The organism is Pseudomonas sp. m6p, assembly GCF_055760375.1.
Genome location: NZ_CM147084.1, coordinates 2,668,913 through 2,690,535 on the forward strand (window position 1 = coordinate 2,668,913; position 21,623 = coordinate 2,690,535).

Consider the following 21,623-nt stretch of genomic DNA (forward strand, 5'->3'; position numbering starts at 1 on the left):
GCTACCACTCCTCAATCTGGTCGAACGGTTTGGCAGGTGGCTGGTTGTCCGCCTGCGGGTCTGCCATGTCCGTGTCCGCTGGTGGCGTGGTTTTGACAGGTTGTTCCGTTGACTTGAGATGCTGGCGTCGATCCGCGTCGCGCCGCGCCTTGCGCGTGGCTTTCTGCGCAGTGGTCACGATTTCGCGCATCTGCCCGATCATGCGGAACAGCGCCGACTCATCCACCTGTTCGCGCCCTTGCTGCCGCAATTTCGCCAGCGCCTGCCGTTGTTCCCAGAGGGTGACAGCCGGGTGCGACAAGGTACGGTATGGAATTTCCAGATAGTGCTGCCCCTCCGGCTCCAGCACCCAAATGCGGCTGATGTCGCGTGGGTCGCGCCGGATCAGGAACGCAGGCAGGCGGTCGCGCCGAGCTATCCACGGCTTGAGCGCATCGGCGTAGTAGTGGATGTGGTCGATGACGAAGCCAGTGCGGGTCAGGGTGCGGCGGAGGACGGGCAGGAAATCGACCAGAAAAGCCGTGGTGCGAGTGATGACGGTTGGAACGCCGGTACGCGCGACAGCTTCGGCCCAGCGTGCGGCCGGCGGTTGGAGCAGGCCGTTGTGCACGGAGCCGTGATAGGTGCCAACCGCCAATGCGAGCCAGCGTTCCAGCTCGCGCAGTGTCAGGGCGGCCATCTTCTCGGAGGCGTATTCCCCGCGCTGGTCAGGGTTGGAGAAGGTCGTCCCCGGCAATTCGTCGTGGATCATTTGCATCGCCGTGCCGATGATCCGTTCCACGATGCCGCCATAGTGCGGCTGCCCGAGAGGCCGATAGTCCAACCGGATGCCATGCTGCTCGCAGCCACGGCGTAGCGCCTCGCTCTTGAATTCGGCCGCGTTGTCCAGGTAGAGCAGCGCGGGCTTGCCGCTCATCGGCCAGTCCATTTCCACGTCCAACCTTTCCAACCAAGGGCGCTTGTCGCAACCGGCGTGTGCGAGGCACAGGCCGACCGAGACGGCAGATGGCGCTTCTAACGTGACCACCATGCCAACCACGCAGCGGGTGAACACGTCGATGGCGAGGGTCAGGTACGGACGGCCAATCGGTTGCCGGTCGCGCTCGTCCACCACGATCAGGTCGATGACTGTGTGGTCGATCTGTACCTGCTCCAGCGGTGCGGAGACTGGCGGAGGAACACCGCCAACACCTTGCAGGATGCGGGACGCATCCTGGCCTTCCCGAAGTCGAGTGGTCTTGAGTGGATCAAGGCTGGCGATCCGCAACGCGACCGTGTTGCGCGCCGGCATCCGCAGCTTTTGCAGCTTGCACACCCGCGCAACTTCACGGTGGAACGCCGCCAAGCTGCGCTTCTGCTTGGTCAGGAAGCGCTTTTGCAGTAGCTCGCGGATGATTCGTTCGACCGACTCCGGCAAGCGGCCTTTACCTTTGCCACCGCTCGACTGTCCAAGAGCCAAATCAGTGACCAGCCCCGAACCTTGCCGGGCACGGCGGATCAGGACGTAGACCTGCCGCCGGGACAGACCCAGCGCCTGGGCTGCTGCGTCGGCCGCTTCATGCCCGACCGTCTCCGACTGCGCCAACGGCCCAATGATCTCCGCGCGGCAGCGAGCACGCTCCCATGCCTGTTCTGACAGGGTGGCTACGCCGCGCTCGGCAATCGGTACGGTATCGGTCGCCATGCTCGCCTCGCTTTGGTGCACACGAGTATTGAGCATAGACGAGTTTCGTGCAGAGGAGTCCTGATATCGGGCTGTCAGGAGCCGTATGCACAGCAGGCTTCATGTCTCGTTGATTGGTGCAGTCGTCTTCTGAAAATGACAGTATGTGAAACTGTCGCATAACTTAGGAATTAAGCGACAGTTATGGCTTGGTGCGACAGACAACCCTAAGCGGTCGGTCGTAGCTAGCAGGCCTTTACCCAGCGAACCGTTAAGGGATTTATTTTCCATTGATTCGATCACGCTGCCGATGCTGTCTGACGGCAAAGCCGAGTCAGATAAGCGAACGAGACTGCTTATAATGGAACATAGGGTACACACAGCGTGAGGATTGTTGACAAAGCCCCGATGCTGTATGGCCCGCCTGTCAGTCGCAAGCGGATGGACGCAGACAACCGATAGCCATGGCGACCAGGCTGTCGAGCAATATGGATTACCCCCCAGCCGGCAAAATTCCCCGGTCTATGACAACTATTAAAACGCCATAACTGACCAATGTTTAACCGTGCCTGCCGAGCCCTAAGGGTGAGTTACCGAGAAAAAATGATGTTAAATGTAGACGACTGGTCTATTTCTACCTATATTGTAGCCAGCTGCCTAATCCAGACCAACGAATGCTCGCATCAGCCAATGAATAAGGCTAAGCCGCGACAGGTAGCGCATCTAGCTCTGCACATCGAATAGCAGACTGGTCTATTTATAGGTAGCTGCATGTTTAATTTCGACTTCTACAATCCCACCCGCATTGTCTTTGGCCCCGACACGATCGCCCGCCTGGATGATTTGGTGCCGACCGATGCACGCGTAATGGTGCTTTTCGGCGGCCAGAGCGCTCGCAAGACCGGCACCCTGGCGCAAGTAAATGAAGCGCTGGGTGCCCGGCATGTACAGGAGTTCGGCGGTATAGAACCGAACCCAAGCTACGAAACCTTGATGCAGGCCGTGGCGCAGGTCCGTGAGCAGCAGCTGGACTTCCTGCTCGCAGTGGGTGGTGGCTCGGTGATCGACGGCACCAAGTTCGTCGCGGCTGCGGTCGGTTACGAGGGCGATGCCTGGAACATTTTGGAAACACGCGGGGCAGGAATCCGCCAAGCGCTTCCGTTCGCTAACGTGCTGACGCTTCCCGCCACCGGCTCTGAAATGAACCATAGCGGAGTGGTCACTCGCCGGGCGACGCAAGCCAAGCTGCCCTTTCGCAGCGTCCATGTGTTCCCGCAGTTCTCGATTCTCGACCCCAGTAAGACGCAAACCCTACCTGTTCGCCAACTGGCAAACGGTGTGGTCGACGCGTTCGTGCATGTGATGGAGCAGTACCTGACCTACCCGGTGGATGCCCGGGTTCAGGACCGATTCGCTGAGGGGCTGCTGCAAACACTGATCGAAATCGGCCCGCAAATACTGAAAGAGTCCGCGGACTACAGCACCCGCGCCAACCTCATGTGGACCGCTACCTTAGCGCTCAATGGCCTGATCGGCGCGGGCGTGCCGCAGGACTGGTCCACCCACATGATCGGCCATGAGCTGACCGCACTGCACGGCATCGATCACGCACGCACGCTCGCAATCGTATTGCCCGCCAACCTAGAGGTTCGCCGTGAGGCCAAGCGCGCCAAGTTGCTGCAATACGCCGAGCGGGTATGGCACATCAGTCAAGGTAATGACGAGCAGCGCATTGATGCCGCCATCCAGAAGACCCGGACGTTCTTCGAGAGCCTGGGCTTACCCACGCGCCTAGCAGCTTACCAACTCGACGCGGACGACATCGACGGATTGCTCAAGCAGCTAGATGCTCACCGCCTGACGGCACTGGGTGAACACAGCAACGTCACCCTAGACGTCAGCCGCCAGATTTTAGAGGCGAGTCTCTAAGCCCTCTTCGATGCGCCCATTAATTAGCGGCGCAGCAATTAACTGAAAAACGCCAACCCGCGTATTGAAGCAAAAGGTAAACCGCATGAAAATCCTCGTCGTTTTAACCTCCCACGACCAACTGGGCGACACGGGCGAAAAGACCGGCTTCTGGCTTGAAGAGCTTGCCGCGCCTTACTACGCCTTCCTCGATGCCGGTGCGCAGTTGACTCTGGCATCGCCAAAAGGCGGCCTGCCACCGCTGGATCCGAAGAGTAACGAGCCCGACTTCCAGACCGACGCCACTCGTCGCTTTGAGGCCGATACCGCCGCCATGAAAGCGTTGGCAAATACGCGAACGCTCAGTGACCTCTCCAGCGCCGAGTTTGATGCTGTGTTCTACCCCGGCGGCCATGGCCCGCTGTGGGATCTTGCCGAAGATGTCACGTCCATCGCCCTGATCGAGCACGCCAACGCATCCGGCAAGCCGATCGCAACTGTTTGTCACGCGCCGGCGGTATTGCTCCACGTCAAGGGCAGCGACGGTAAGCCACTGATCGCAGGCAAAGCGGTCACCGGTTTCAGCAATAGCGAGGAAGACGCCGCGGGCCTGACTCAGGTGGTGCCGTTTCTGGTCGAGGACATGCTCAAGGCGCAGAGCGGTATTTACAGCAAAAACACCGACTGGCAGGTCCATGTTGTAACCGACGGGCTGCTTGTCACAGGCCAGAACCCGGCTTCCTCCGCAGCCACTGCGCACGCCTTGCTGAAACTACTGGCCTAAGGCCGCGTAAGGCTAATGCCTCTACCAGTACTGGCATATACCAACTTTCGCCCGCGCCATTTCGGTTGCCGCGGGCCTAACCAGGAATTCACAAAATGGATACAAGTCGTTTCTTTCAGTCAGTGCAGCTGGGCCCTTATGTGCTCAACAACCGTATAGTTCTGCCACCCTTGACCCGCTCGCGCAGCACACAGCCAGGTAATATCGCGAACCCATTGATGGCCACCTATTACCAGCAACGCGCTGGGGCGGGCTTTATGGTGACAGAAGGCACCCAGATCGAACCCCGTGGCCAAGGTTATGCCTGGACGCCAGGCATTCATAGCCAAGAACAAATCGAAGGTTGGCGCAACGTCACCGATGCCGTGCATGCCGCTGGCAGCATCATATTCGCCCAGCTCTGGCACGTCGGCCGGGTATCGCACATCTCGCTGCAGCCTAATGGTGCCGCGCCAGTAGCGCCTTCGGCTATTGCTGCGAACAACGTCAAAGTATTTATTGAAACCGGTCCAGGTGCAGGTACTTTAGCCGAGCCTTCGGTACCTCGCGCATTGGCCAATGCCGAGGTAAAAGAACTGGTGCAGCTGTACGCGCAGGCCGCGCGCAATGCATTGAGTGCAGGCTTTGATGGTGTGGAAATTCACTGCGCCAACGGTTATCTGGTCAACCAATTCATCTCCGCCCACAGCAACCAGCGCGACGATGAATATGGCGGTTCGCTGCACAACCGTTTGCGCTTCCTGCGCGAGATTATCCAGGCCGTATCCGAAGTTGTCGGTGCTGACCGCCTAGGCGTGCGTTTCGCGCCGTTGTTTGAAAGTACAGCAGAGGACAGGGTCTATTTGGGCCTTGTCGAAGAAGACCCACACAGCACCTACATCGAGGCCATCAAGGTGCTCGAAGAGGCCGGCATCGCCTACCTGTCGATTGCCGAGGCCGACTGGGACAATGCCCCGGCGCTTCCCGAAGGCTTCCGCCGCGAAATCAGGCAGGTATTTAGCGGGCGCATCATCTACGCCGGCCGCTACACCGCACAACGCGGCGCGGAAACCTTGGAGGCTGGCCTGGGCGACTTGATTGCCTTTGGTCGCCCGTTCATTGCCAACCCCGATTTGCCGCAGCGCATTGCCAATGGCTGGCCGCTCAACCCGGTCGACCCAAGCAGCATGTACGGCGGCACGGAAAAGGGGTACAGCGATTACCCGACCTACGCCGAGTAAATCCGCTCCACCGGCCGTCACGGCTTAACCCTGACGGCCGTATTCTTCAGGCACAACAAAAGCGGTCGCCACCTCGCTAGCGACTTCGCTGTAGCGCAGAATTACTTACGCCGTCATGCCGCGTCTGGATAATGGAGCCTTACTCGCGAGACACACCTGATTGCCACTCAACACCTTGCCTACCCGTCCACACTCAGCGCTGCGGAGATAACTAACCTGGCAAACCATGAGGGACATCTCAACATGACAGAACTGCACAGCTACCCGGAGTGTGTCGGTTTAGTACTCGCCGCCGGTTACGGACAACGCTTTGGCAGCGACAAACGCCTGGCCAAGCTGGCCGACGGTAACAACCTACTGGTGGCAACATTGCTGCGGGCGCAAGAAGCCTTCAGTGATGTTCGGATCGTATTGAAGGCTGAAGACGATGCGCAGGCCCTGGCTATTCCGCCGTACATTCAGGTGGTTCGTGCGGCACAGGCCAAACAGGGGATGGGCTCAAGCCTAGCGGCAGGTATTAAGAGTCTTGCACACTCTCAGGCCGACGCGGTGGCGGTGCTGCTCGGGGATATGCCGTGGGTTTCTCTCGCAACGCTGCTGCAGCTGCGCGCGCATGCGCACGCTGAACATATTGTTGTCGCTTACTGCGATGGCCAGCGCGGACACCCGGTGTTGTTCGGCCGGCGCTTTTGGCCGGAGCTGATGCAACTGCAAGGGGAGAATGGGGCCAAGGGTTTAATAGCCACCCATGCGCAGCATGTGATTGAAGTGACGTTCAATGACAGCGGCATTCTGCAAGACGTCGACAAGCCCGCTGACCTCAGCCACCCAGCGACTTCATAATCAGCGCGCTGCCGGTAAACGCTGCGTCCTGTTTGTCCCCCAGCGCTTGGCTGAGCAAACCGGCCAGCTGCGGGTGCGCCTGTTCACTCGGCAGCTCCAACAGTTCACCCATATAATGTCCGCGATTCGAGGACAGGCATCCGTATAACCAGCCTGTAGACGACAAACGCAGGCGGCTACAGCTACGGCAAAATGGCACGCTTTCGTTGGCAATAATGCCAAATGCCCCACTCTCGCCAACGCTATAACGCAGCGCGGTGGAGTCTACTGGTGCCTCAGCCTGGGTGAATTCATAACGCTCACCGATAAGCTCCAGCAGCTCGCGCTGGCCGACGAACTGTGTGCAGAAAGCCTCTGCATGCTGGGCCAAATGGCCCATCCGCATAAGTTCGATAAAGCGCAATTCGTATCCCTGCTCCAAACAGAACCCCAGCATGGGCATAACTTGGTCGAGGTTGCTGCCTCGCATCGGGACCATGTTGATCTTGATGATCATGCCGGCTCGGCGCGCCTGCTCGATCCCGCTCAGCACAGTTTGCAGGTCGCCGCCCTTGGCGATCTTGCGGAAGGCGCTCGGGTCAAGCGTATCAAGGGAAACATTGAGCCTCCGGATACCCGCGCTGCGCAATAACTGCAGCTTGCCCGCCAATAACTGGCCATTGGTGGTCAGGCTAATGTCCTGCAACCCCAATACGCCTATCCCCCGGAGAAAGGGCTCCAGCCTGTCGCTCAGCAGCGGCTCGCCGCCGGTAATGCGCAGCTCCTCAACACCGGCAACATCCCTGAGCAACTCAACGGCCCGCAGCATCGACGCGGCCGTCAATTCATCCCGCGCCGCCACTAACCGACGGCCATCGGCCACACAGTAGGTGCAGGCGTAATTGCAGGCAGCGGTCAGGCTCAGGCGCAGTTTGCGGAAACGCCGGCCATGTCGATCAACAATCACCCGACAACGCCCGCGTGGGAATCAGTGGAGGGTTCGATGTTCTCCGCCAGCGTTTCAAGCACATAAACCTGACGATCGCTCAGCAGCTCGTCAAGCGCTTTGGCCATGACCGTGTAATGCGACATCTGCCGATGGCGCGCTATCGCCTCGTGGCTGGCCCAGCGCTCGACGAAGACAAAACGCCCGGCCTGCTCAATGCAACGACTCAGGACGTAAGACAGGCAACCGTCTTCGGCGCGCGATGGTTGCACGCAGGCGCGCAAGACCCGCTCAACCTCCGAGGTTTTACCTTCCTTGGCTGTCAATATCGCTACAACACTTATGGCTTCACTCATGCTGATGGGGTCCTCGCTTTATAAATCGTCAACGCTGCACGGCGAAATGCCGACAACCCTCTGCAACAACATCCGCTTCATCCCGGCCAACCACCACAGGATCGCTGTCATGGATGCTCGCAGACCTGAAGCGCAGGCTGCCGCCACTGCGGCCATTGAGCACCGCCTGAATTTCCGCGAGCATGGCCATGGCTACGCTTTCCGGAGTGTCGCCGCCCAGGTCCAAGCCAATCGGGTAATGCAAATAATCCAGCCCCGGCAGCTCGTCCTGTGGTTTAGCCAAATGCTCGTGGATGCCGGCTAACAGGCGCTCGGTGCGCTCGCGCGGGCCTAACTGGCCGACATAGCAGGGTTCACTGTGCAGCACGCCCTGCAACCAATGCGCGTCTTGCACCAGGCTGTGGGTCATCACCGCCACCGCGGCCCCACGCACATGTTCGCGGTAGGCGAAAGGCTGTTCGACATCGCCAACCAGCACCTGGTCAGCGTCGGCAAAGCGCTCGACTCGGGCGAAGTGCGCCCGCCCGTCGATCACCGTGACATGCCAGCCTAACAGTTTGGCCATGCGCACCAGCGGCTGGGCATCGTGGCCCGCACCGAATATCACCAGACGCAGCACAGGCGGTATGTACTCCAGGAGCACGTCCATCTCGTCAGAACCATTCGGGTAGAGACAGCGGGATGACTTGCCGCGTACCAGGGTTTGTTGCAAATCCGAGCTGATCTGCTCAGCCAACACCGAGTGCCGCAGCTCACCCGCGGCGCGCTGCCCGGGCACTAAGAACAAGCGCTCGCCTAACCGTGGCGAAACACCCGCTGGACTGGCAATCACTGTGGCAATGGCCGCCGGTTGATGGGTATCGCGCACGCTGAGCAAGGCATCGACCAACGCGCACGGGCCGCTGGCCGGTAGACGCTCGAACAGCACGTGAACCTTACCGTTGCAGCCCAGGCCGAAGCTCAGCGCTTCCTCGCTGGCTTCATCCGCTTCAGCGGTGCTGTAACTACGCAACGTCGGCCCGGTTTCGGTCAGCCACCAAGCTTTTTTAGCCACTTCCGCCTCCAGGCAGCCACCACTGATGGTGCCCTCAGGCCTGCCGAAACGCGAAACCAGCATGCGCGCCCCCGGCCGCCGATACGCAGAGCCTTCGACCCTTACCACAGTCGCAAGCACCGCCTCGCGGCCAGCCTCGCGCTCCGCCAAGAGTGCGTCCAACAGTGCATTCAGGCCCGACATTACATAGCTCCACTCAATGCAGGGACTCAGTCCGTCGCTTGGCCACAGCCGGTGCCGATACCTGCGCACCACTATCCCCAAAGCGCTGCAGGATGAAGCTGCTCAGCGCAGCCAATTCTTGGTCGGTGTAAATGCGCCCGAACGACGGCATGCGCCGGTTTACTTGGGCGTCGGCCGAGCCATGCCCGCTCAACAGGACGCCGAGCAAGTTGCTTGCGGTAGGGTCGTTGACTGTCTTCAAACCTAGCAGCATAGCCGTTTGGCTCTGACTGCCAGTGCCGTTCCAGAGGTGGCAACTGGCGCAAGCTCCAGCGAACAACTTATTGCCGAGTGGATTGCCACTGCCCTGCTCCGCAAGCGCTGCCTGCTGCGGACGAGCCACACCTTCGCTGCGCGCGGGTGAGTCTTTGAGGAACACGGCGATCGCGTGACGGTCGGCGTCGGTCAGATAGCGCAAACTGTGCTCGACTACTTCGGTCATAGGCCCAGCGGACAAACCCAAGCCTGGCGCTGCCCCGTCTTTCAAGTAGTTGGCCAGTACGTCCGTGGGCCAGGCACCGATGCCATGCACCGGGTCAGCGCTGATGTTGTAAGCATTCCAACCCTGGATAAGGTTGCCGGCCAGCGAACGATCGTTACTGACCGCCTGGAACAAGTTACGCGGCGAATGACATTCACCGCAGTGCCCGGGCCCTTCTACTAGATACTGGCCGCGATTGCGCTCGGCAGAGTACTGGCTGTCCGCTTGGAATGGTTCATCGTTAAGGAAGAGGGAATTCCAAAGAACCATGCCCCAACGCTGGTTGAACGGGAAGCCAATTTGGTTTTCGCGCGGTGCCTGCTCGACAGGTTCTAGGCTGTCGAGATAGGTCTTGATGGCGAGGATGTCATCTCGAGACATTTTGCTGTAGGAAGTATAGGGAAACGCCGGGTAGTAGTGTTTTCCATCACGGCCCACGCCGGTCTGCAACGCGCTTACAAACTCTTCATTCGTCCATGCGCCGATGCCTGTTTGCGTGTCCGGGGTGATGTTGGGCGAAAACAGCGAGCCGAACGGTAGCTTAAACTCGACGCCACCTGCGAACGGTTTACCACCTGACACGGTATGGCAAGCCACGCAGTTGGCGGCGCGCGTCAAGTATTCGCCTTTAGCGAGGGAATCCTCTTGTGCATTGGCCGCTTGCGCCAGTAAAGCCCCGCTGGCGAACATCAGTAGGCTTCTTATTAATTTCATCAGTAGCTCCTTAAACCGGGTAATAGCCGAAACGGCTAAGCGGCAAACGACGTATACGCTGGCCCGATGCTGCGTAAAGGGCGTTGACCAAGGCTGGGCCGATCAACGCAGTACCGGCCTCGCCAACGCCACCCGGCGTTTCCAGACTCGCAAGCAAATGCACCTCCACCGCAGGCGCTTCGTTGATACGTAGCTGTCGGTAGTTGTGGAAGTTGGTCTGTTGCACCTGACCGTTTTCGATCAGGATTTCGTTGAACAGCGAAGCGGAAAGGCCGAACAAGGTGCCGCCCTCGATCTGTGCCTTAACCGACGTCGGGTTAGTTGCAAAACCGCAATCGACCACGCTGACCAGGCGCTTGATGCGCACGCCAAAGTCGCCCTGCATCTCCAGTTCAACCAAAGTGGCCACATAGCTACCGAACACCGCACTGACCGCCACACCTCGACCCTGTCCGGGTGGCAAAGGCTTATTCCAGTCAGTCTTCTCAGCCAACAAACGCAGCACTGCCTGGGCGCGTGGTTGTTCAGCCATCAGCTCCAAGCGGTAGGCCACTGGGTCGGCTTTTGCGTTGTGCGCCAGTTCATCAATGAAGCACTCATGGGCATAGGTGCCGCGAAGCGGGCCCACGCCTCGCCACCACGACACAGGCACGACGCTAGGCTCCTGGCGGATATAACGAACCTGCAAATGCGGCAAGCTATAGATAGGGTCCACCGCAACTTCAACGGCATCGGCATCCACGCCGTTGGGTGGCAAGCTGCCGGCATAGCGGGCGAGAATTGAGGCGCCGGCAATGCGATGTTCCCATCCTAGCGGACGCCCCTTGTCGTCGAGGGCGGCTTTCATACGATCGGCATACAGCGGCCGATAGAGGTCGTGGGTCATGTCCTCCTCACGGCTCCAGATCAGCTTGATCGGGTAATCAACCTGCCGCGCGATGGCCACCGCTTGAGTGATGAAGTCAAACTCCAAACGCCGGCCAAATGCCCCTCCGATCAGTTGGTTATGCACCTGGATTTTTTCAACTGGCAACCCGGTGACTTTGGCTGCTGTCTGTTGAGCGAAAACTGGCACTTGGGTGCCGACCCACAGCTCGCAGCCATCTTTGCGCACATGGGCCACGCAGCTCATGGGCTCAAGCGGCGAATGCGACAACAGCGCTTGCTCGTAAACAGCTTCGAACTGGCTGGCCGCTTGTAGCTTGGCTTGTTCAATGTCGCCGGTGCGTTTAGCGACCACGCCATCACGGCTACTGGCCGCGAGTAGTTCTTGGTCCAGATGCGTAGAACCAATAGAGGCATTCGGCCCAAAGTCCCACTCGATTTTCAGCGCTTTGATGGCTTGCTGACAGGCCCAGAAGTGACTCCCGGTAACAGCCACGGCATTGTCCAATCGCACGATGTCGCGAACCCCTGGCACTCGCCGTGCCGCAGCATCATCAACCGTACGCAATCGCCCGCCATACACAGGACAGGTGATGGTGGAGGCAACCAGCATGCCGGGGATTTGTAGGTCGATGGTAAAGCGCGCCTTACCATTGACCTTCGCGGGCGTGTCCAGGCGCTGCGCGGGGGTGCCCAACAGCTTGAATTGCTCGGGGGTTTTCAAGGGTACGTCAGTGGGTAGTGGCAGCCTAGCCGCGGCCTCGACCAGTTCGCCGTATTTAGCCTGAAAGCCACCAGGGCCAAACACTTGGCCGTTCTGCGCATGGCACAGGCTCGGCGCTACATGCCATTGCAGCGCTGCAGCCTGGATCAACAGGATACGCGCCGTGGCGCCCGCCCGACGCAGCGGCTCCCAGGTGTAGCGGGTAGAAGTCGAGCCACCGGTGGCCTGAAACTGCAGCAAGGTGTCGGTATACAGCGCCGAGTTTGGTGGCGCCTCTTGAATAACGACCTGATCGAGGCCTACTTCAAGCTCCTCCGCCACCATCATGGCAATACCGGTCTGTGCGCCTTGGCCCATTTCAATTTTTGGCGAGATCAGCGTGACCACGCCATCGTGGCCAACCCGAACAAAGGCTCCGTAACCCTCAGCGGAGCGATCACCCAGCCGGCCTGCGGCAGCCGCCTCGGCGGCTGCACTCTTGGACACTAAGGGCGGTAGCCAGGTACTCAACACCAAGCCGCCGAGGGCGATGCCGCTGCCCTGCAGGAGGCGACGACGAGACATATGAACATTCATTTCGTTAGGCTTTTTCATCTCACGCCTCCTCTACACGGCCAACACAGTGAATGGCCGTGCGAATGCGGGTGTAAGTGGCGCAGCGACAAAGATTACCAGCCATGGCCGCATCAATCGCCTGGTCATCGGGCGTCGGCTGGCTATTCAGAAGAGCAGTTGCTGCCATGATCTGTCCTGACTGGCAGTAACCGCATTGCACCACCTCATGCGCTAGCCAGGCCTGCTGCACGGCTTTGCCCACGGCCGTCTCACCGATGGCCTCAATGGTGGTGATTGAGCGACCTGCCACAGCCGAAATAGGAGTCACACACGAACGGATCGGCTGGCCGTCGAGATGCACGGTGCACACCCCACACTGAGCAATGCCACAGCCGTATTTTGTCCCTGTCAGGCCGAGCACATCGCGCAAGACCCACAGCAGAGGCATATCCGCTGCAACGTCAACCTGCTGCGACTGTCCGTTGATGATTAACGTTTGCATGGTATTTCCTCTGCCTAATTGGGTTAATGCCGACAACTGTAGTCATCGCTTTTTAATGTGTTAATGGCACGTGACGCTGACTGAAACAGTCCACGTACTCACTGATTAATTCGCCTTAAACGAGAAACCAGCCACCCTGCCAGCGGAAAGGAGATGATCTGAGTGAAAGGCACCAAAACCACCACCTCCACCAAGACCATCAGCGGAAAGCTCAGATCATGGGTCAGCGGCCCCAATAAACTCAGTACCAATAAGAGCGTTGGGTATAGCCCCAGACAGCCCACCAAAATTCGCCAACCTAAATCTTTACTGCGTGTAGTCATAAAGCTCTCTGCAGCCAGTGCTGCGTCCATTGGACTGGAATATATAAATAAAAAAGCCCTACCACTCAGGAACGTGAAGTGGCAGAGCAAAAATTATGTCAGCACAACAATAGGCATTCAGTGGTCACTGACGCGAACTACTAATTTGCCAAAATTTCTACCTTCTAGTAGCCCAATAAAGGCATTGGGCGCCTCTTCCAAACCACTCACCAATTCCTCGCGATACTTGATCCGCCCCTGCGCCAACCAGCTCGACATTTCGTTAAAGAACTCGTCGTAACGGTGCGCATAATCATCAAAAATAATAAAGCCTTGGACATTGATGCGTTTGCGCAGAATGGCACCCATCAAAGATGGCAAACGATCTGGCCCCATGGGTAAATCGGTATCGTTGTAATGCGCAATAATGCCGCAGACCGGCACACGGGCTTTGGCGTTTAACAGCGGTAGAACCGCAGCGAAAACCTTGCCACCGACGTTTTCGAAATAGACATCGATACCCGCAGGGCAGGCCTTGGCCAGTTGCTCGGGGAAGTCCGGCGCACGGTGATCTATGCAGGTATCAAAACCCAGCACCTCGACGGCATGCCGGCATTTGTCCGCCCCGCCTGCTACTCCGACCACATGACAGCCTTTGATCTTGCCGATCTGCCCCACAGTCGCTCCCACCGGACCGGTAGCCGCCGCAACCACTAGCGTTTCACCAGTCTGGGGACGGCCAATGTCAAGCAAGCCCATGTAAGCGGTAAAGCCAGGCATACCTAATATGCCTAAGGCATAAGACGGATGAGTCGGCGAATTACCCAAAGGAGTCAGGTCGCTGCCATCGGACAGGGCATAGTCTTGCCAGCCACTGAAGGACAGCACCCAGTCACCGACTTTGTAGGCCGGATTTTTCGAAGCTAGCACACGGCAGACAGTACCACCCACCATGACCCCACCGATTTCCACCGGAGGAGCATAGGACGGTGCATCACTCATGCGGCCGCGCATGTAAGGGTCGAGCGACAGATAAACGGTACGCAACAGCACCTGGCCTTCTGCAGGTTGAGGAATGGGGCTTTGTTCAATGCGAAAATTCGCTTCGACAGGCGCACCGTGCGGACGCGACGCCAGAACAACGCGGCGATTCACTTGCTTTGACTGGGGCATGTTCAAATTCCAGGGCTGGTGTTGGAGAAATGGTTAGGGGTGCCACAAATTAATTAGACCAGTCTGCTACAAATATGATAGAGAACACCCACCTACGGGTGGGAAATCTCATCATCAGGCTTGATTAAACGCCAGCATGGCCAAGGTCGTAGCTTTGGCGTTTTCCAGCGACCGACTATTACGGTGGAGTTTGCTCAGCAGGCTGGCTCCGAGCCAAAGCTGGTAAAGGGCTGTCGCTGTTCGGTAAGCATCACCTTGCGGCAACGAGCCGTCGCGCTGCCCCTGCTCGATACAGCCAGCGATACGTTCAATTATTTGATCTGATCCATCACGCAGCGTAATGCGCATTGACTCGGACAGGTCCGCCACCTCGGCGCTCAGCTTCACGACCAGACACTTCTGCTCATCGCAGGGCTCGCAATAGCTATCAAGCCACTTCTGCCAATAGCCCATGAGCCGCTCGCGGGCAGTATTGCCCCTTACCGCGAAACGCTCGTCCATGTTCGCCAAATAAGTGCGGAAGTAATCCTCCAGCAAGGACTGGCCGTATTGCTCCTTGGACTTGAAGTAATGGTAGAACGAGCCTTTCGGCACGCTGGCCGCCTGCAAAATCTCGTTAAGTCCCACACCCGTAAAGCCCTTAACCACCATCATGCGATGGCCGGTGTCGAGTAAATGTTGGCGCGTATCATCGTAAGTCTTCTTCATTGCGGAAGATTACCAAAAAATTAGACCAGTCGTCTACTTTGAATGTCAATGCTCTACTATAGCAACACTGCCAATCCGCCACCCACCTCATGCGGCATCGAAAAGCTCGATTCAGCTAAATCTAGACGCGCCTGCCACCCTCCGGCGCTTACAGCAGCCAATCAAGCCTTAACGTAAATCGCACCATAGGGAGTCCAATCCGTAGGCAAAATATGCAGCGCTGAGCCTAATTAAGCAGTAGTAGACCGGTTGACTAGTAACCGAGTAGCATGCGAGCCACCGTCTAATGACCACACCATCAGCACTGCGCCTAATGGGCCAGCGCACACCCCGTCGGAGTTAAAATGATGATAAAACTTCACCACCTAAATGCTTCACGCTCGATTCGTATCCTCTGGCTACTGGAGGAAATAGGCCAGCCTTATGAGTTGATCAAATACCAGCGCGATGAAAAAACCCATTTAGCACCCGCTTCACTCAAGGCCATGCACCCACTCGGCAAATCGCCGGTTATTGAGTTAGATGGCAAGGTTATTGCTGAGTCGGGTGCGATGATGGAAATTCTGATAAAGCGATTTGCGCCTCGCTTAGCGCCTGATGAAGATTCAGCTGAGTACATCGATTACCTAACATGGATTCACTTTTCAGAAAGCTCAGCAATGCTGCCATTTTTGTTGAAGGTATTTAACGAATTTGAAATTAAATCTGGAACTGATCTCAAGTTTCTCGAAGATTACGCCGGAGCGGAATTTGATAAAGTTTTTTCATATTTAGACGACTATCTAAAGGATAGGAGATTCTTAGTCGAAGATCGACTCACAGGAGCAGACTTCATGCTGGGGTTTGTCGTGAAAGGCGCACTCAATTGGCTAAAACCTGGGAGCAAATTACATATTGAGCGCTATGTTCGCAACCTTGAAAATCAGAATAGCTATATACGCGCACTGAGAATCGACGCAAACTGAATCGCTCCTAGTACGGTCCACTTTTAGTACGCTTCTCACTATCGCCACCGACCTTTGTTGGTCGGAAGCGGAGCATCAGAGCCGCGCCCTTGCTGCTCTGATGCTGCTCTGATTTACCATAAACCCCTTCACGCCCTGGGCTTCGGCAAAGCGTCCCACGGCGGTCAAACTGGCCCAGGTGCGCAGTGCTTCGCGCCGCGAGCGGATCGGCAGCCAGCGTGATCCGGCGCCGCCCAGACGAATCCCCAAACCCCATTTTTCGCCGTGCCGGCTGACCAGCACCTCGCGCACCGCGCCGCCCTCGAGCATGGCCCGTAGCGCGTCTTCGTGAATGCCTTCCCTCATGCCGGCCCCACACTGTATGCGTCCGGGCATCACGTCTTGCGTGATTAAACCGGCTGCCACTTATGTGGAAGCAGCTGCTCGATTTCACTCGCCCGCTGCGTCGGCAGGCGCGTGAGAACATCCTTTAGATAGGCGTACGGATCATGACCATTCAGCCGCGCAGACTGGATCAAGCTCATGATCGCCGCCGCCCTTTTTCCGCTGCGTAGCGATCCGGCGAAGAGCCAGTTCTTGCGTCCAAGGGCCCATGGTCGGATCTGGTTCTCCGCCCAATTATTATCAATGGGTACGGCCCCGTCATTGAGGTAGCGCGACAGCGCTGCCCAGCGTTTGAGGCTGTAATCGAGTGCTCTGCTGATGGCCGAACCTTCGGGCACAAGTTCACGCTGGGCAATCATCCAGGCATGCAGCCTATTCATCACCGGTGCGGCTTTTTCTTGCCGTAACCGGCATCGTAAATCCGGCTCCAGGTCACGCACTTCGCTCTCGATTTCGTACAACAACTGGACGTAGCGCAGCGCCTGCTCGGCGATCTGGCTCTTGTTCGTTGCGTGCAACTCGAAGAACTTGCGCCGGGCGTGGGCCATGCAGCCGATCTCGGTCACGCCGAGTTCGAAGCTGGCCTTGTAACCGCCAAAATCGTCGCAGACCAGCTTACCTCTCCAGTCTTGCAGGAAGTTACGAGCATGCTCACCGGCGCGGCTGGGGCTGAAGTCATAAACGACAGCGGCTGTTTCGCAGAACTGGCTGGTGGCGTACGCCCAAACATAAGAGCGGTGGGTTTTCTTCGAGCCCGGAGCGAGCATTTGTACGGGTGTTTCATCCGCGTGCACGACCTGTTGCCCGATCACTACGTCACGCAAGGCATCGACCAAGGGCTGCAACTGCACGCCCGTCATGCCAACCCATTGGGCCAACTTCGAACGTGGAATCGCCAAGCCAGCTCGACCGAAAATTGATTCCTGACGGTAAAGCGGAAGATGATCAGCGAACTTCGCGATCATGACGTGCGCAAGTAATCCGGCAGTCGGGATGCCCTTGTCGATAACTTGCGCAGGTACCGGCGCTTGGATCAGCGTTTCGCAGTCATCGCAAACCCACTTACCACGAACATGGCGCTCAACGGTGAACACGCCCGGCGTGTAGTCCAGCTTTTCGCTGACATCTTCACCGATGCGCTTCAGTGCGCAGCCGCATGGGCAGTGAGTGTTGTCCGGTTCGTGATGGATCAACGTGCGCGGGAATTCTGCCGGCAATGCCGTGCGCTTGGGCTTTTGCTTTTTCTCGGTCGCCGCTGGTGCTATTTGCAACGCCTGAAGCTCGGCCTCAATCGCCGCAATATCGGTATCGATCAGGTCATCCAGCAGGCTGGCCTGCTCAGGATTCATCTGCTCACTGCGCTTGGCAAACTTCAAACGCTTGAGTTGTGCGATCTCGTGGGTCAGCTTCTCGATCACCGTTTGATCGCGGTTGATCTTCTTGCCCATGGTTTCGACCGTTCTGCCCATGGTCTCGACTTGCGACAGCAGCTGCGCAGCGAATGCACGCAGTTGGTCGGGAGTCATTTGATCGAGATTGGGCGAGGAAGTCATGCCGTGGATTTTACCAAAGCAGACCACTGGCGACAGCCATCCAAGACGCTAATTACAGTTTTAAAGCAGCGTAATTGCACCCCCAGCGCCAACACGTTGCCAAGGTAGACCGAGCACCAAGGCCTGAAGTTGTTCGGTATCCAACTGCATTTCGCTGCCTTGTCGAATGCCTGGCCAGTGAAACTTGCCTTGGTTCAAGCGACGTGCAGCCAGCCAAACGCCAATCCCATCGTGTACCAGCACTTTCATCCGAGTCGCGCGGCGATTGGCAAACAGATAAGCGCAGTGCGGCTTCGCCGCACCGAACACCGCGACCACCCTCGCCAGCGCCGTTTCGGTGCCGGCGCGCATATCCATGGGCTCGGTGGCGAGCCAGATGGCGTCGATGCGGATCATCGCAACAGGTCTCGAAGGAAAGCGGCGCAGGCAGCAGCGCTATCGGTTGGCCAGTTCACTTTGACGGTGACGCGTGGGTGCTGAATCTCAACGCTGATATTCGATGAAAATACGGGCGCCGTTGTTTGCATAGGCAATGGGATGAATGCTGGTTGAAGCGCCGTGCTTTTCTGCACTTGCACCCGAATCCATTTGTGAACGAGGTTTGCGTTAAGGCTATGGCTGAGGGCGATGCTGGCAATCGATGCGCCGGGTTGGGCACACTCTTGAATGACCTGGGCTTTGAAGGATTTGGAATACGAACGGCGTGTTGGCTGCATGAAATACCCGCTTAAAAGGCTAGAACTGGTGCCCACCTAAATTTAAGTGCACACCATGTCCCGGCTTTGCGAGGTTGGGTAGATGACTTGGCCGGACGCATACCCCACACTGGATGGGCCGCCCAAAGTGGCGGCGTCAGAGAGGAACGTCTCTACCTCCGTGCTTAGCAACGCTTTGGCGTGGATCAAGCCCATCATCCATATACCCAGACGCGTGACACTACCGCTGTGCTGCGCGGCAATTGCGTCCAGGTGATCGAATAAATCCTCGATTAGAGTCGCGGTGGATAGGGTCATGACTTCAGTACGTAACGCCACAACAATGCGTCCGGCCAAGTCCGCGCAGCCTGGCGACACGTTACGGAGGCACTCCAAACGCAGACGGTAAGGATTAGTGATGGTTAATGGCATTACAGCGTTTCCTATCGGGGAAGGGACGACCTGTGGATTAACCACTCGCACTATGACTGATGGACCAGTCTGATGGATCAGCGCCCCACCTACAGAGAGCCCGCTACTTGCGGGTTTTTTGTTGGTGCGCCCAGCATGGGCGCAATCTTGTAGGTGACCCGATAAGCGGCCACTGAGGGGATTGGAAAAACTGATAAAGCGAACTACCGTGAACGCAGACCAATTGCTCTTTTTGGGGTCTTAAGGTGGGGGCATGGGCTTTACGATCTGCTACAACTTTCAAGGCCAAAGAACCGTTATTGAGCATCCTGCCAAGAGTCTTACTCCGCACGATGCCGTGTGTTATGCCTTGTTTCATTCAGGCGCTTTTGTACGAGAAAGTCCTTCAAACTGGGATGGCAGCTACGCACCCATGGTTGAGCTGGCGGAGCGATTAGGCGTCACCAATGTGAGCTGGCATCAGTCAATCATCCATCCATCGGTACCCATACGTTACTTACCGGTACACCTCACGGCGGTTACCAATCTTGACGACCAGGATGCGCAACGCACCGTCCTCGATGCTGCTGATGAGGCGGTAATCCCCCACGCGATACTTCCAAAAATCCCCTAAGCTTGAGTCTTTTAAGGCTTCGCCAATGCTGCGTGGATCCTCCAAGCTCGACACACGTTCATGCAGGAACAGCAGAATGCGTTTGGCGATTTGAGGGGTCATGCCGAGATAAGGGAAAATTAGGACATTTGCTTCGCATACTGTTGTTCTATAAAGGCTTGCGTACCCACCTCAAGCCGTCCTAAATGGCTGGCCACCTCGGACAATCTGCGCACGCCATCGCGTTGTCTCGGGAATTATCAATCCAGACAAGTAGTTGCATACCAAATTAGTGAACTTTGCCTTATCTCGGCATGCCCCCTATTACCGTGCCATCCGCTCGGCTTTCGCGGTATTGCACAGCGCCACTGAGCATGTGCGCGAGAAGTCCGTCATGCGCCAGGTGACCATCAGCTTGATTCCGCTGTTTGGCATCAACCTGTTCATTCCGAGGCTGGTCGAGTTCCTGGCGCAAAACCCGGAACTGGACATCAACGTCACCTACGCAAACCACCGCAGCTATTCCAGCGAACCAGCCACTGGCCGGGCAATCACAGCGAGCCGCTGATCTCGGGTGCTGTCTCGCCCTATTGCAGCCGCGAATTCCTTCAGCGCCACGCCCCCATCGACTCGCCCCAGGCCTTGAGCCAACTGCCGTTGCTGCACGACGAAGAACGCGGCACCTGGGCCGAATGGTTTCAAGTCGCCGAGGTCAAGCACGCCAGTGCGCTCAATGGCTTGCTGCTCGAAGACGGGCAACTGGCGCTGACCGGCCTGGGTTGCTCGCTGCTGCGCGAGCCGTTGGTGGCGCCGATGTCGCCAGCGGCGAACTGGTAAAGCTGTTCGACCTGCACGTGGATGACGGCCGCCAGTACTACCTGTGCCGGCGCTCCAACAGCGAACTGTCCGACGAAAACCTGAGCTCAAGCGCAGCCTAGTGACGGCTACGCCAGCAACCGCTGATTGATCACCATTTGCTCACGCCCGCGCGCCACAATCCAACGGTGGAAGTCGCGGCAGTGGGCCTTGTCGAACGCGCCCTTGGCACCCACCAAAAAATACGCCGACGGCAAGGGCAAGGCCCGGGCAAACGGCCTGATCAAACGCCCATCTGACAACGCATCAGCCACCATTGAGTATTGCGCCAGTACCACACCCTGCCCCGCCAATGCGGCCTGGATTGCCATGGCAGACAAGGAATACACGCGGTAGCCATCGCGAATGCTTTCGCAGTCCACCTGTTGGGCCTTGAACCAGTCACGCCACGAAGGCGGCGAGGCAAACTTCGGTAGCCAGTCGATGGACAGCAGCGGATATGCCAGCAGGTCTGCCGGTTTGTTGAGCAGCACATCAGGCCGCAACAACCAAGGGCTGCACACCGGCACCACGCAATCGCGAAACAGTTCGATGGCGTTTTCAGTGGCCACGTAGTCGCCGTAGGTGAAGCGAAAATCGATGTCGTAGCCCTCTGGCGAAGGTTCGGCGTGACTGCCATCGAGAAACAAATTGAGTTCCGGGTGCTCGTCCTGCCAGGCATAGATGTGCGGTGCCAACCAATCCGACAGCAATGACGGCAAAGCGCTGATGCGCAGGTTGCTGGCGTTTTTCGACCGCTCGACCTCGACCTGGGCGATGCGCAGGCTCTCGAATGCCGCTGCGCAGCTATCGTGATAACGCTGGCCGGCGGCGGTCAGGCGAATACGCTTGCCGACCTTCAAGGTCAGGCTCAAGCCCAGGGTGTCTTCCAGCAGTTTCATTTGTTGGCTGACGGCACCGGCCGAGATACCCAGACGCTTGGCGGCCTCGACAATGCCGCCGAAACGTCCCACGGCTTCAAAAACCTGCAGCGCGCGCAGGGAAGGCAAGCTGTTCATCATCATCTCCATAGCAATCGACGGTTTTATACTTTAGCTGAGCTATAGCAAGCCACAGTTTTCGACATTTTTTTTTATATGAAAAGCCTCGTATTCTGGCTTTGGCGGG

General features: G+C 57.7%; 22 protein-coding genes and 1 pseudogene. 6 read left to right on the forward strand and 17 right to left on the reverse strand.

Annotated elements, in window-relative coordinates:
* Position 1: 1 nt before the first annotated feature.
* Complete coding sequence (locus ACYZUM_RS12150) at positions 2-1,684, reverse strand: Mu transposase C-terminal domain-containing protein (protein WP_011494284.1); 1,683 nt, start codon at positions 1,682-1,684, stop codon at positions 2-4.
* Positions 1,685-2,434: 750 nt separating this feature from the next.
* On the opposite strand from ACYZUM_RS12150, the gene ACYZUM_RS12155 reads away from it, so the two are divergent.
* From ACYZUM_RS12155 to ACYZUM_RS12170, 4 genes are all read left to right on the forward strand, one after another.
* Positions 2,435-3,592, forward strand: a complete 1,158-nt coding sequence (locus tag ACYZUM_RS12155; protein WP_200656935.1) for an iron-containing alcohol dehydrogenase — start codon at positions 2,435-2,437, stop codon at positions 3,590-3,592.
* A gap of 85 nt (positions 3,593-3,677) precedes the next feature.
* Positions 3,678-4,355 carry a type 1 glutamine amidotransferase domain-containing protein gene (locus ACYZUM_RS12160; RefSeq protein ID WP_200656936.1) on the forward strand — a complete coding sequence of 226 codons (678 nt, stop codon included), beginning with the start codon at positions 3,678-3,680 and terminating at the stop codon, positions 4,353-4,355.
* 95 nt (positions 4,356-4,450) lie between these two features.
* Positions 4,451-5,575, forward strand: coding sequence for an alkene reductase (locus tag ACYZUM_RS12165; protein WP_095030935.1), 1,125 nt, complete (start codon positions 4,451-4,453; stop codon positions 5,573-5,575).
* A 243-nt stretch (positions 5,576-5,818) separates the two neighbouring features.
* A complete protein-coding gene (locus ACYZUM_RS12170; RefSeq protein WP_102605456.1) occupies positions 5,819-6,418 on the forward strand; it encodes a nucleotidyltransferase family protein in 600 nt (199 codons plus the stop codon).
* Here ACYZUM_RS12170 and ACYZUM_RS12175 read toward each other — a convergent pair.
* The 9 genes from ACYZUM_RS12175 to ACYZUM_RS12215 all read right to left on the reverse strand — a co-directional run bounded on the left by ACYZUM_RS12175 (position 6,396) and on the right by ACYZUM_RS12215 (position 15,019).
* Positions 6,396-7,364 carry a GTP 3',8-cyclase MoaA gene (locus ACYZUM_RS12175; RefSeq protein WP_095030933.1) on the reverse strand — a complete coding sequence of 323 codons (969 nt, stop codon included), beginning with the start codon at positions 7,362-7,364 and terminating at the stop codon, positions 6,396-6,398. The two genes, ACYZUM_RS12170 and ACYZUM_RS12175, sit on opposite strands and share 23 nt — an antisense overlap.
* Complete coding sequence (locus ACYZUM_RS12180) at positions 7,361-7,699, reverse strand: putative quinol monooxygenase (protein ID WP_095030932.1); 339 nt, start codon at positions 7,697-7,699, stop codon at positions 7,361-7,363. Before ACYZUM_RS12180 ends, ACYZUM_RS12175 begins: the two co-directional genes overlap by 4 nt.
* A gap of 28 nt (positions 7,700-7,727) precedes the next feature.
* Positions 7,728-8,936: an XdhC family protein gene (locus ACYZUM_RS12185; RefSeq protein WP_200656937.1), complete on the reverse strand. Its 1,209-nt coding sequence runs from the start codon at positions 8,934-8,936 to the stop codon at positions 7,728-7,730.
* Positions 8,937-8,949: 13 nt separating this feature from the next.
* Entirely contained in the window at positions 8,950-10,170 is a 1,221-nt protein-coding gene (locus ACYZUM_RS12190) for a cytochrome c (RefSeq protein WP_095030930.1), read from the reverse strand.
* Between the two features lie 10 nt (positions 10,171-10,180).
* On the reverse strand, positions 10,181-12,373 hold the full coding sequence (locus ACYZUM_RS12195) for a xanthine dehydrogenase family protein molybdopterin-binding subunit (protein ID WP_200656938.1): 2,193 nt from the start codon (positions 12,371-12,373) through the stop codon (positions 10,181-10,183).
* A 1-nt stretch (position 12,374) separates the two neighbouring features.
* Entirely contained in the window at positions 12,375-12,836 is a 462-nt protein-coding gene (locus tag ACYZUM_RS12200; RefSeq protein WP_200656939.1) for a (2Fe-2S)-binding protein, read from the reverse strand.
* A 98-nt stretch (positions 12,837-12,934) separates the two neighbouring features.
* Complete coding sequence (locus ACYZUM_RS12205; protein WP_095030952.1) at positions 12,935-13,159, reverse strand: hypothetical protein; 225 nt, start codon at positions 13,157-13,159, stop codon at positions 12,935-12,937.
* Positions 13,160-13,276: 117 nt separating this feature from the next.
* Complete coding sequence (locus ACYZUM_RS12210) at positions 13,277-14,311, reverse strand: NADP-dependent oxidoreductase (protein WP_095030927.1); 1,035 nt, start codon at positions 14,309-14,311, stop codon at positions 13,277-13,279.
* A gap of 114 nt (positions 14,312-14,425) precedes the next feature.
* Positions 14,426-15,019, reverse strand: a complete 594-nt coding sequence (locus ACYZUM_RS12215) for a TetR/AcrR family transcriptional regulator (RefSeq protein WP_198791812.1) — start codon at positions 15,017-15,019, stop codon at positions 14,426-14,428.
* Between the two features lie 344 nt (positions 15,020-15,363).
* Between ACYZUM_RS12215 and ACYZUM_RS12220 the strand changes: the two genes are divergently transcribed.
* Positions 15,364-15,984: a glutathione S-transferase family protein gene (locus tag ACYZUM_RS12220; protein WP_200656940.1), complete on the forward strand. Its 621-nt coding sequence runs from the start codon at positions 15,364-15,366 to the stop codon at positions 15,982-15,984.
* A gap of 75 nt (positions 15,985-16,059) precedes the next feature.
* Here the strand turns inward: ACYZUM_RS12220 and ACYZUM_RS12225 are convergent, their stop codons facing one another.
* The 6 genes from ACYZUM_RS12225 to ACYZUM_RS12250 all read right to left on the reverse strand — a co-directional run bounded on the left by ACYZUM_RS12225 (position 16,060) and on the right by ACYZUM_RS12250 (position 19,763).
* Positions 16,060-16,359 (reverse strand): hypothetical protein, encoded by a 300-nt coding sequence (locus ACYZUM_RS12225; RefSeq protein WP_473061336.1) that lies wholly within the window; start codon positions 16,357-16,359, stop codon positions 16,060-16,062.
* Between the two features lie 14 nt (positions 16,360-16,373).
* Positions 16,374-17,921, reverse strand: a complete 1,548-nt coding sequence (gene tnpC, locus ACYZUM_RS12230) for an IS66 family transposase (RefSeq protein ID WP_200656941.1) — start codon at positions 17,919-17,921, stop codon at positions 16,374-16,376.
* Between the two features lie 60 nt (positions 17,922-17,981).
* Positions 17,982-18,317 carry an IS66 family insertion sequence element accessory protein TnpB gene (gene tnpB, locus ACYZUM_RS12235; protein ID WP_234451257.1) on the reverse strand — a complete coding sequence of 112 codons (336 nt, stop codon included), beginning with the start codon at positions 18,315-18,317 and terminating at the stop codon, positions 17,982-17,984.
* On the reverse strand, positions 18,314-18,637 hold the full coding sequence (gene tnpA, locus ACYZUM_RS12240) for an IS66-like element accessory protein TnpA (RefSeq protein ID WP_200656942.1): 324 nt from the start codon (positions 18,635-18,637) through the stop codon (positions 18,314-18,316). Before tnpA ends, tnpB begins: the two co-directional genes overlap by 4 nt.
* 42 nt (positions 18,638-18,679) lie before the next feature.
* A complete protein-coding gene (locus tag ACYZUM_RS12245) occupies positions 18,680-19,048 on the reverse strand; it encodes a hypothetical protein (protein ID WP_463975017.1) in 369 nt (122 codons plus the stop codon).
* Between the two features lie 496 nt (positions 19,049-19,544).
* The gene (locus ACYZUM_RS12250; protein ID WP_019410174.1) at positions 19,545-19,763 is read right to left on the reverse strand and encodes a type II toxin-antitoxin system RelE family toxin; all 219 of its coding nucleotides are present in this window, start codon (positions 19,761-19,763) and stop codon (positions 19,545-19,547) included.
* 199 nt (positions 19,764-19,962) lie between these two features.
* Between ACYZUM_RS12250 and ACYZUM_RS12255 the strand changes: the two are divergent.
* Positions 19,963-20,578, forward strand: a pseudogene (locus ACYZUM_RS12255) (LysR substrate-binding domain-containing protein); the annotation flags it as partial.
* 6 nt (positions 20,579-20,584) lie between these two features.
* Here the strand turns inward: ACYZUM_RS12255 and ACYZUM_RS12260 are convergent.
* Positions 20,585-21,514 (reverse strand): LysR substrate-binding domain-containing protein, encoded by a 930-nt coding sequence (locus ACYZUM_RS12260; protein ID WP_009682420.1) that lies wholly within the window; start codon positions 21,512-21,514, stop codon positions 20,585-20,587.
* Positions 21,515-21,623: the final 109 nt, after the last annotated feature.

Excerpts from the sequence above, each read along its gene's own strand:
- ACYZUM_RS12150 (WP_011494284.1), bottom strand. The coding sequence starts at position 1,684 with ATGGCGACCGATACCGTACCGATTGCCGAGCGCGGCGTAGCCACCCTG.
- ACYZUM_RS12155 (WP_200656935.1), top strand. The coding sequence starts at position 2,435 with ATGTTTAATTTCGACTTCTACAATCCCACCCGCATTGTCTTTGGCCCC.
- ACYZUM_RS12160 (WP_200656936.1), top strand. The coding sequence starts at position 3,678 with ATGAAAATCCTCGTCGTTTTAACCTCCCACGACCAACTGGGCGACACG.
- ACYZUM_RS12165 (WP_095030935.1), top strand. The coding sequence starts at position 4,451 with ATGGATACAAGTCGTTTCTTTCAGTCAGTGCAGCTGGGCCCTTATGTG.
- ACYZUM_RS12170 (WP_102605456.1), top strand. The coding sequence starts at position 5,819 with ATGACAGAACTGCACAGCTACCCGGAGTGTGTCGGTTTAGTACTCGCC.
- ACYZUM_RS12180 (WP_095030932.1), bottom strand. The coding sequence starts at position 7,699 with ATGAGTGAAGCCATAAGTGTTGTAGCGATATTGACAGCCAAGGAAGGT.
- ACYZUM_RS12185 (WP_200656937.1), bottom strand. The coding sequence starts at position 8,936 with ATGTCGGGCCTGAATGCACTGTTGGACGCACTCTTGGCGGAGCGCGAG.
- ACYZUM_RS12190 (WP_095030930.1), bottom strand. The coding sequence starts at position 10,170 with ATGAAATTAATAAGAAGCCTACTGATGTTCGCCAGCGGGGCTTTACTG.
- ACYZUM_RS12195 (WP_200656938.1), bottom strand. The coding sequence starts at position 12,373 with ATGAAAAAGCCTAACGAAATGAATGTTCATATGTCTCGTCGTCGCCTC.
- ACYZUM_RS12200 (WP_200656939.1), bottom strand. The coding sequence starts at position 12,836 with ATGCAAACGTTAATCATCAACGGACAGTCGCAGCAGGTTGACGTTGCA.
- ACYZUM_RS12205 (WP_095030952.1), bottom strand. The coding sequence starts at position 13,159 with ATGACTACACGCAGTAAAGATTTAGGTTGGCGAATTTTGGTGGGCTGT.
- ACYZUM_RS12210 (WP_095030927.1), bottom strand. The coding sequence starts at position 14,311 with ATGCCCCAGTCAAAGCAAGTGAATCGCCGCGTTGTTCTGGCGTCGCGT.
- ACYZUM_RS12215 (WP_198791812.1), bottom strand. The coding sequence starts at position 15,019 with ATGAAGAAGACTTACGATGATACGCGCCAACATTTACTCGACACCGGC.
- ACYZUM_RS12220 (WP_200656940.1), top strand. The coding sequence starts at position 15,364 with ATGATGATAAAACTTCACCACCTAAATGCTTCACGCTCGATTCGTATC.
- ACYZUM_RS12225 (WP_473061336.1), bottom strand. The coding sequence starts at position 16,359 with ATGCCCGGACGCATACAGTGTGGGGCCGGCATGAGGGAAGGCATTCAC.
- tnpC (WP_200656941.1), bottom strand. The coding sequence starts at position 17,921 with ATGACTTCCTCGCCCAATCTCGATCAAATGACTCCCGACCAACTGCGT.
- tnpB (WP_234451257.1), bottom strand. The coding sequence starts at position 18,317 with ATGATCCGCATCGACGCCATCTGGCTCGCCACCGAGCCCATGGATATG.
- tnpA (WP_200656942.1), bottom strand. The coding sequence starts at position 18,637 with ATGCAGCCAACACGCCGTTCGTATTCCAAATCCTTCAAAGCCCAGGTC.
- ACYZUM_RS12245 (WP_463975017.1), bottom strand. The coding sequence starts at position 19,048 with ATGCCATTAACCATCACTAATCCTTACCGTCTGCGTTTGGAGTGCCTC.
- ACYZUM_RS12250 (WP_019410174.1), bottom strand. The coding sequence starts at position 19,763 with ATGACCCCTCAAATCGCCAAACGCATTCTGCTGTTCCTGCATGAACGT.
- ACYZUM_RS12260 (WP_009682420.1), bottom strand. The coding sequence starts at position 21,514 with ATGAACAGCTTGCCTTCCCTGCGCGCGCTGCAGGTTTTTGAAGCCGTG.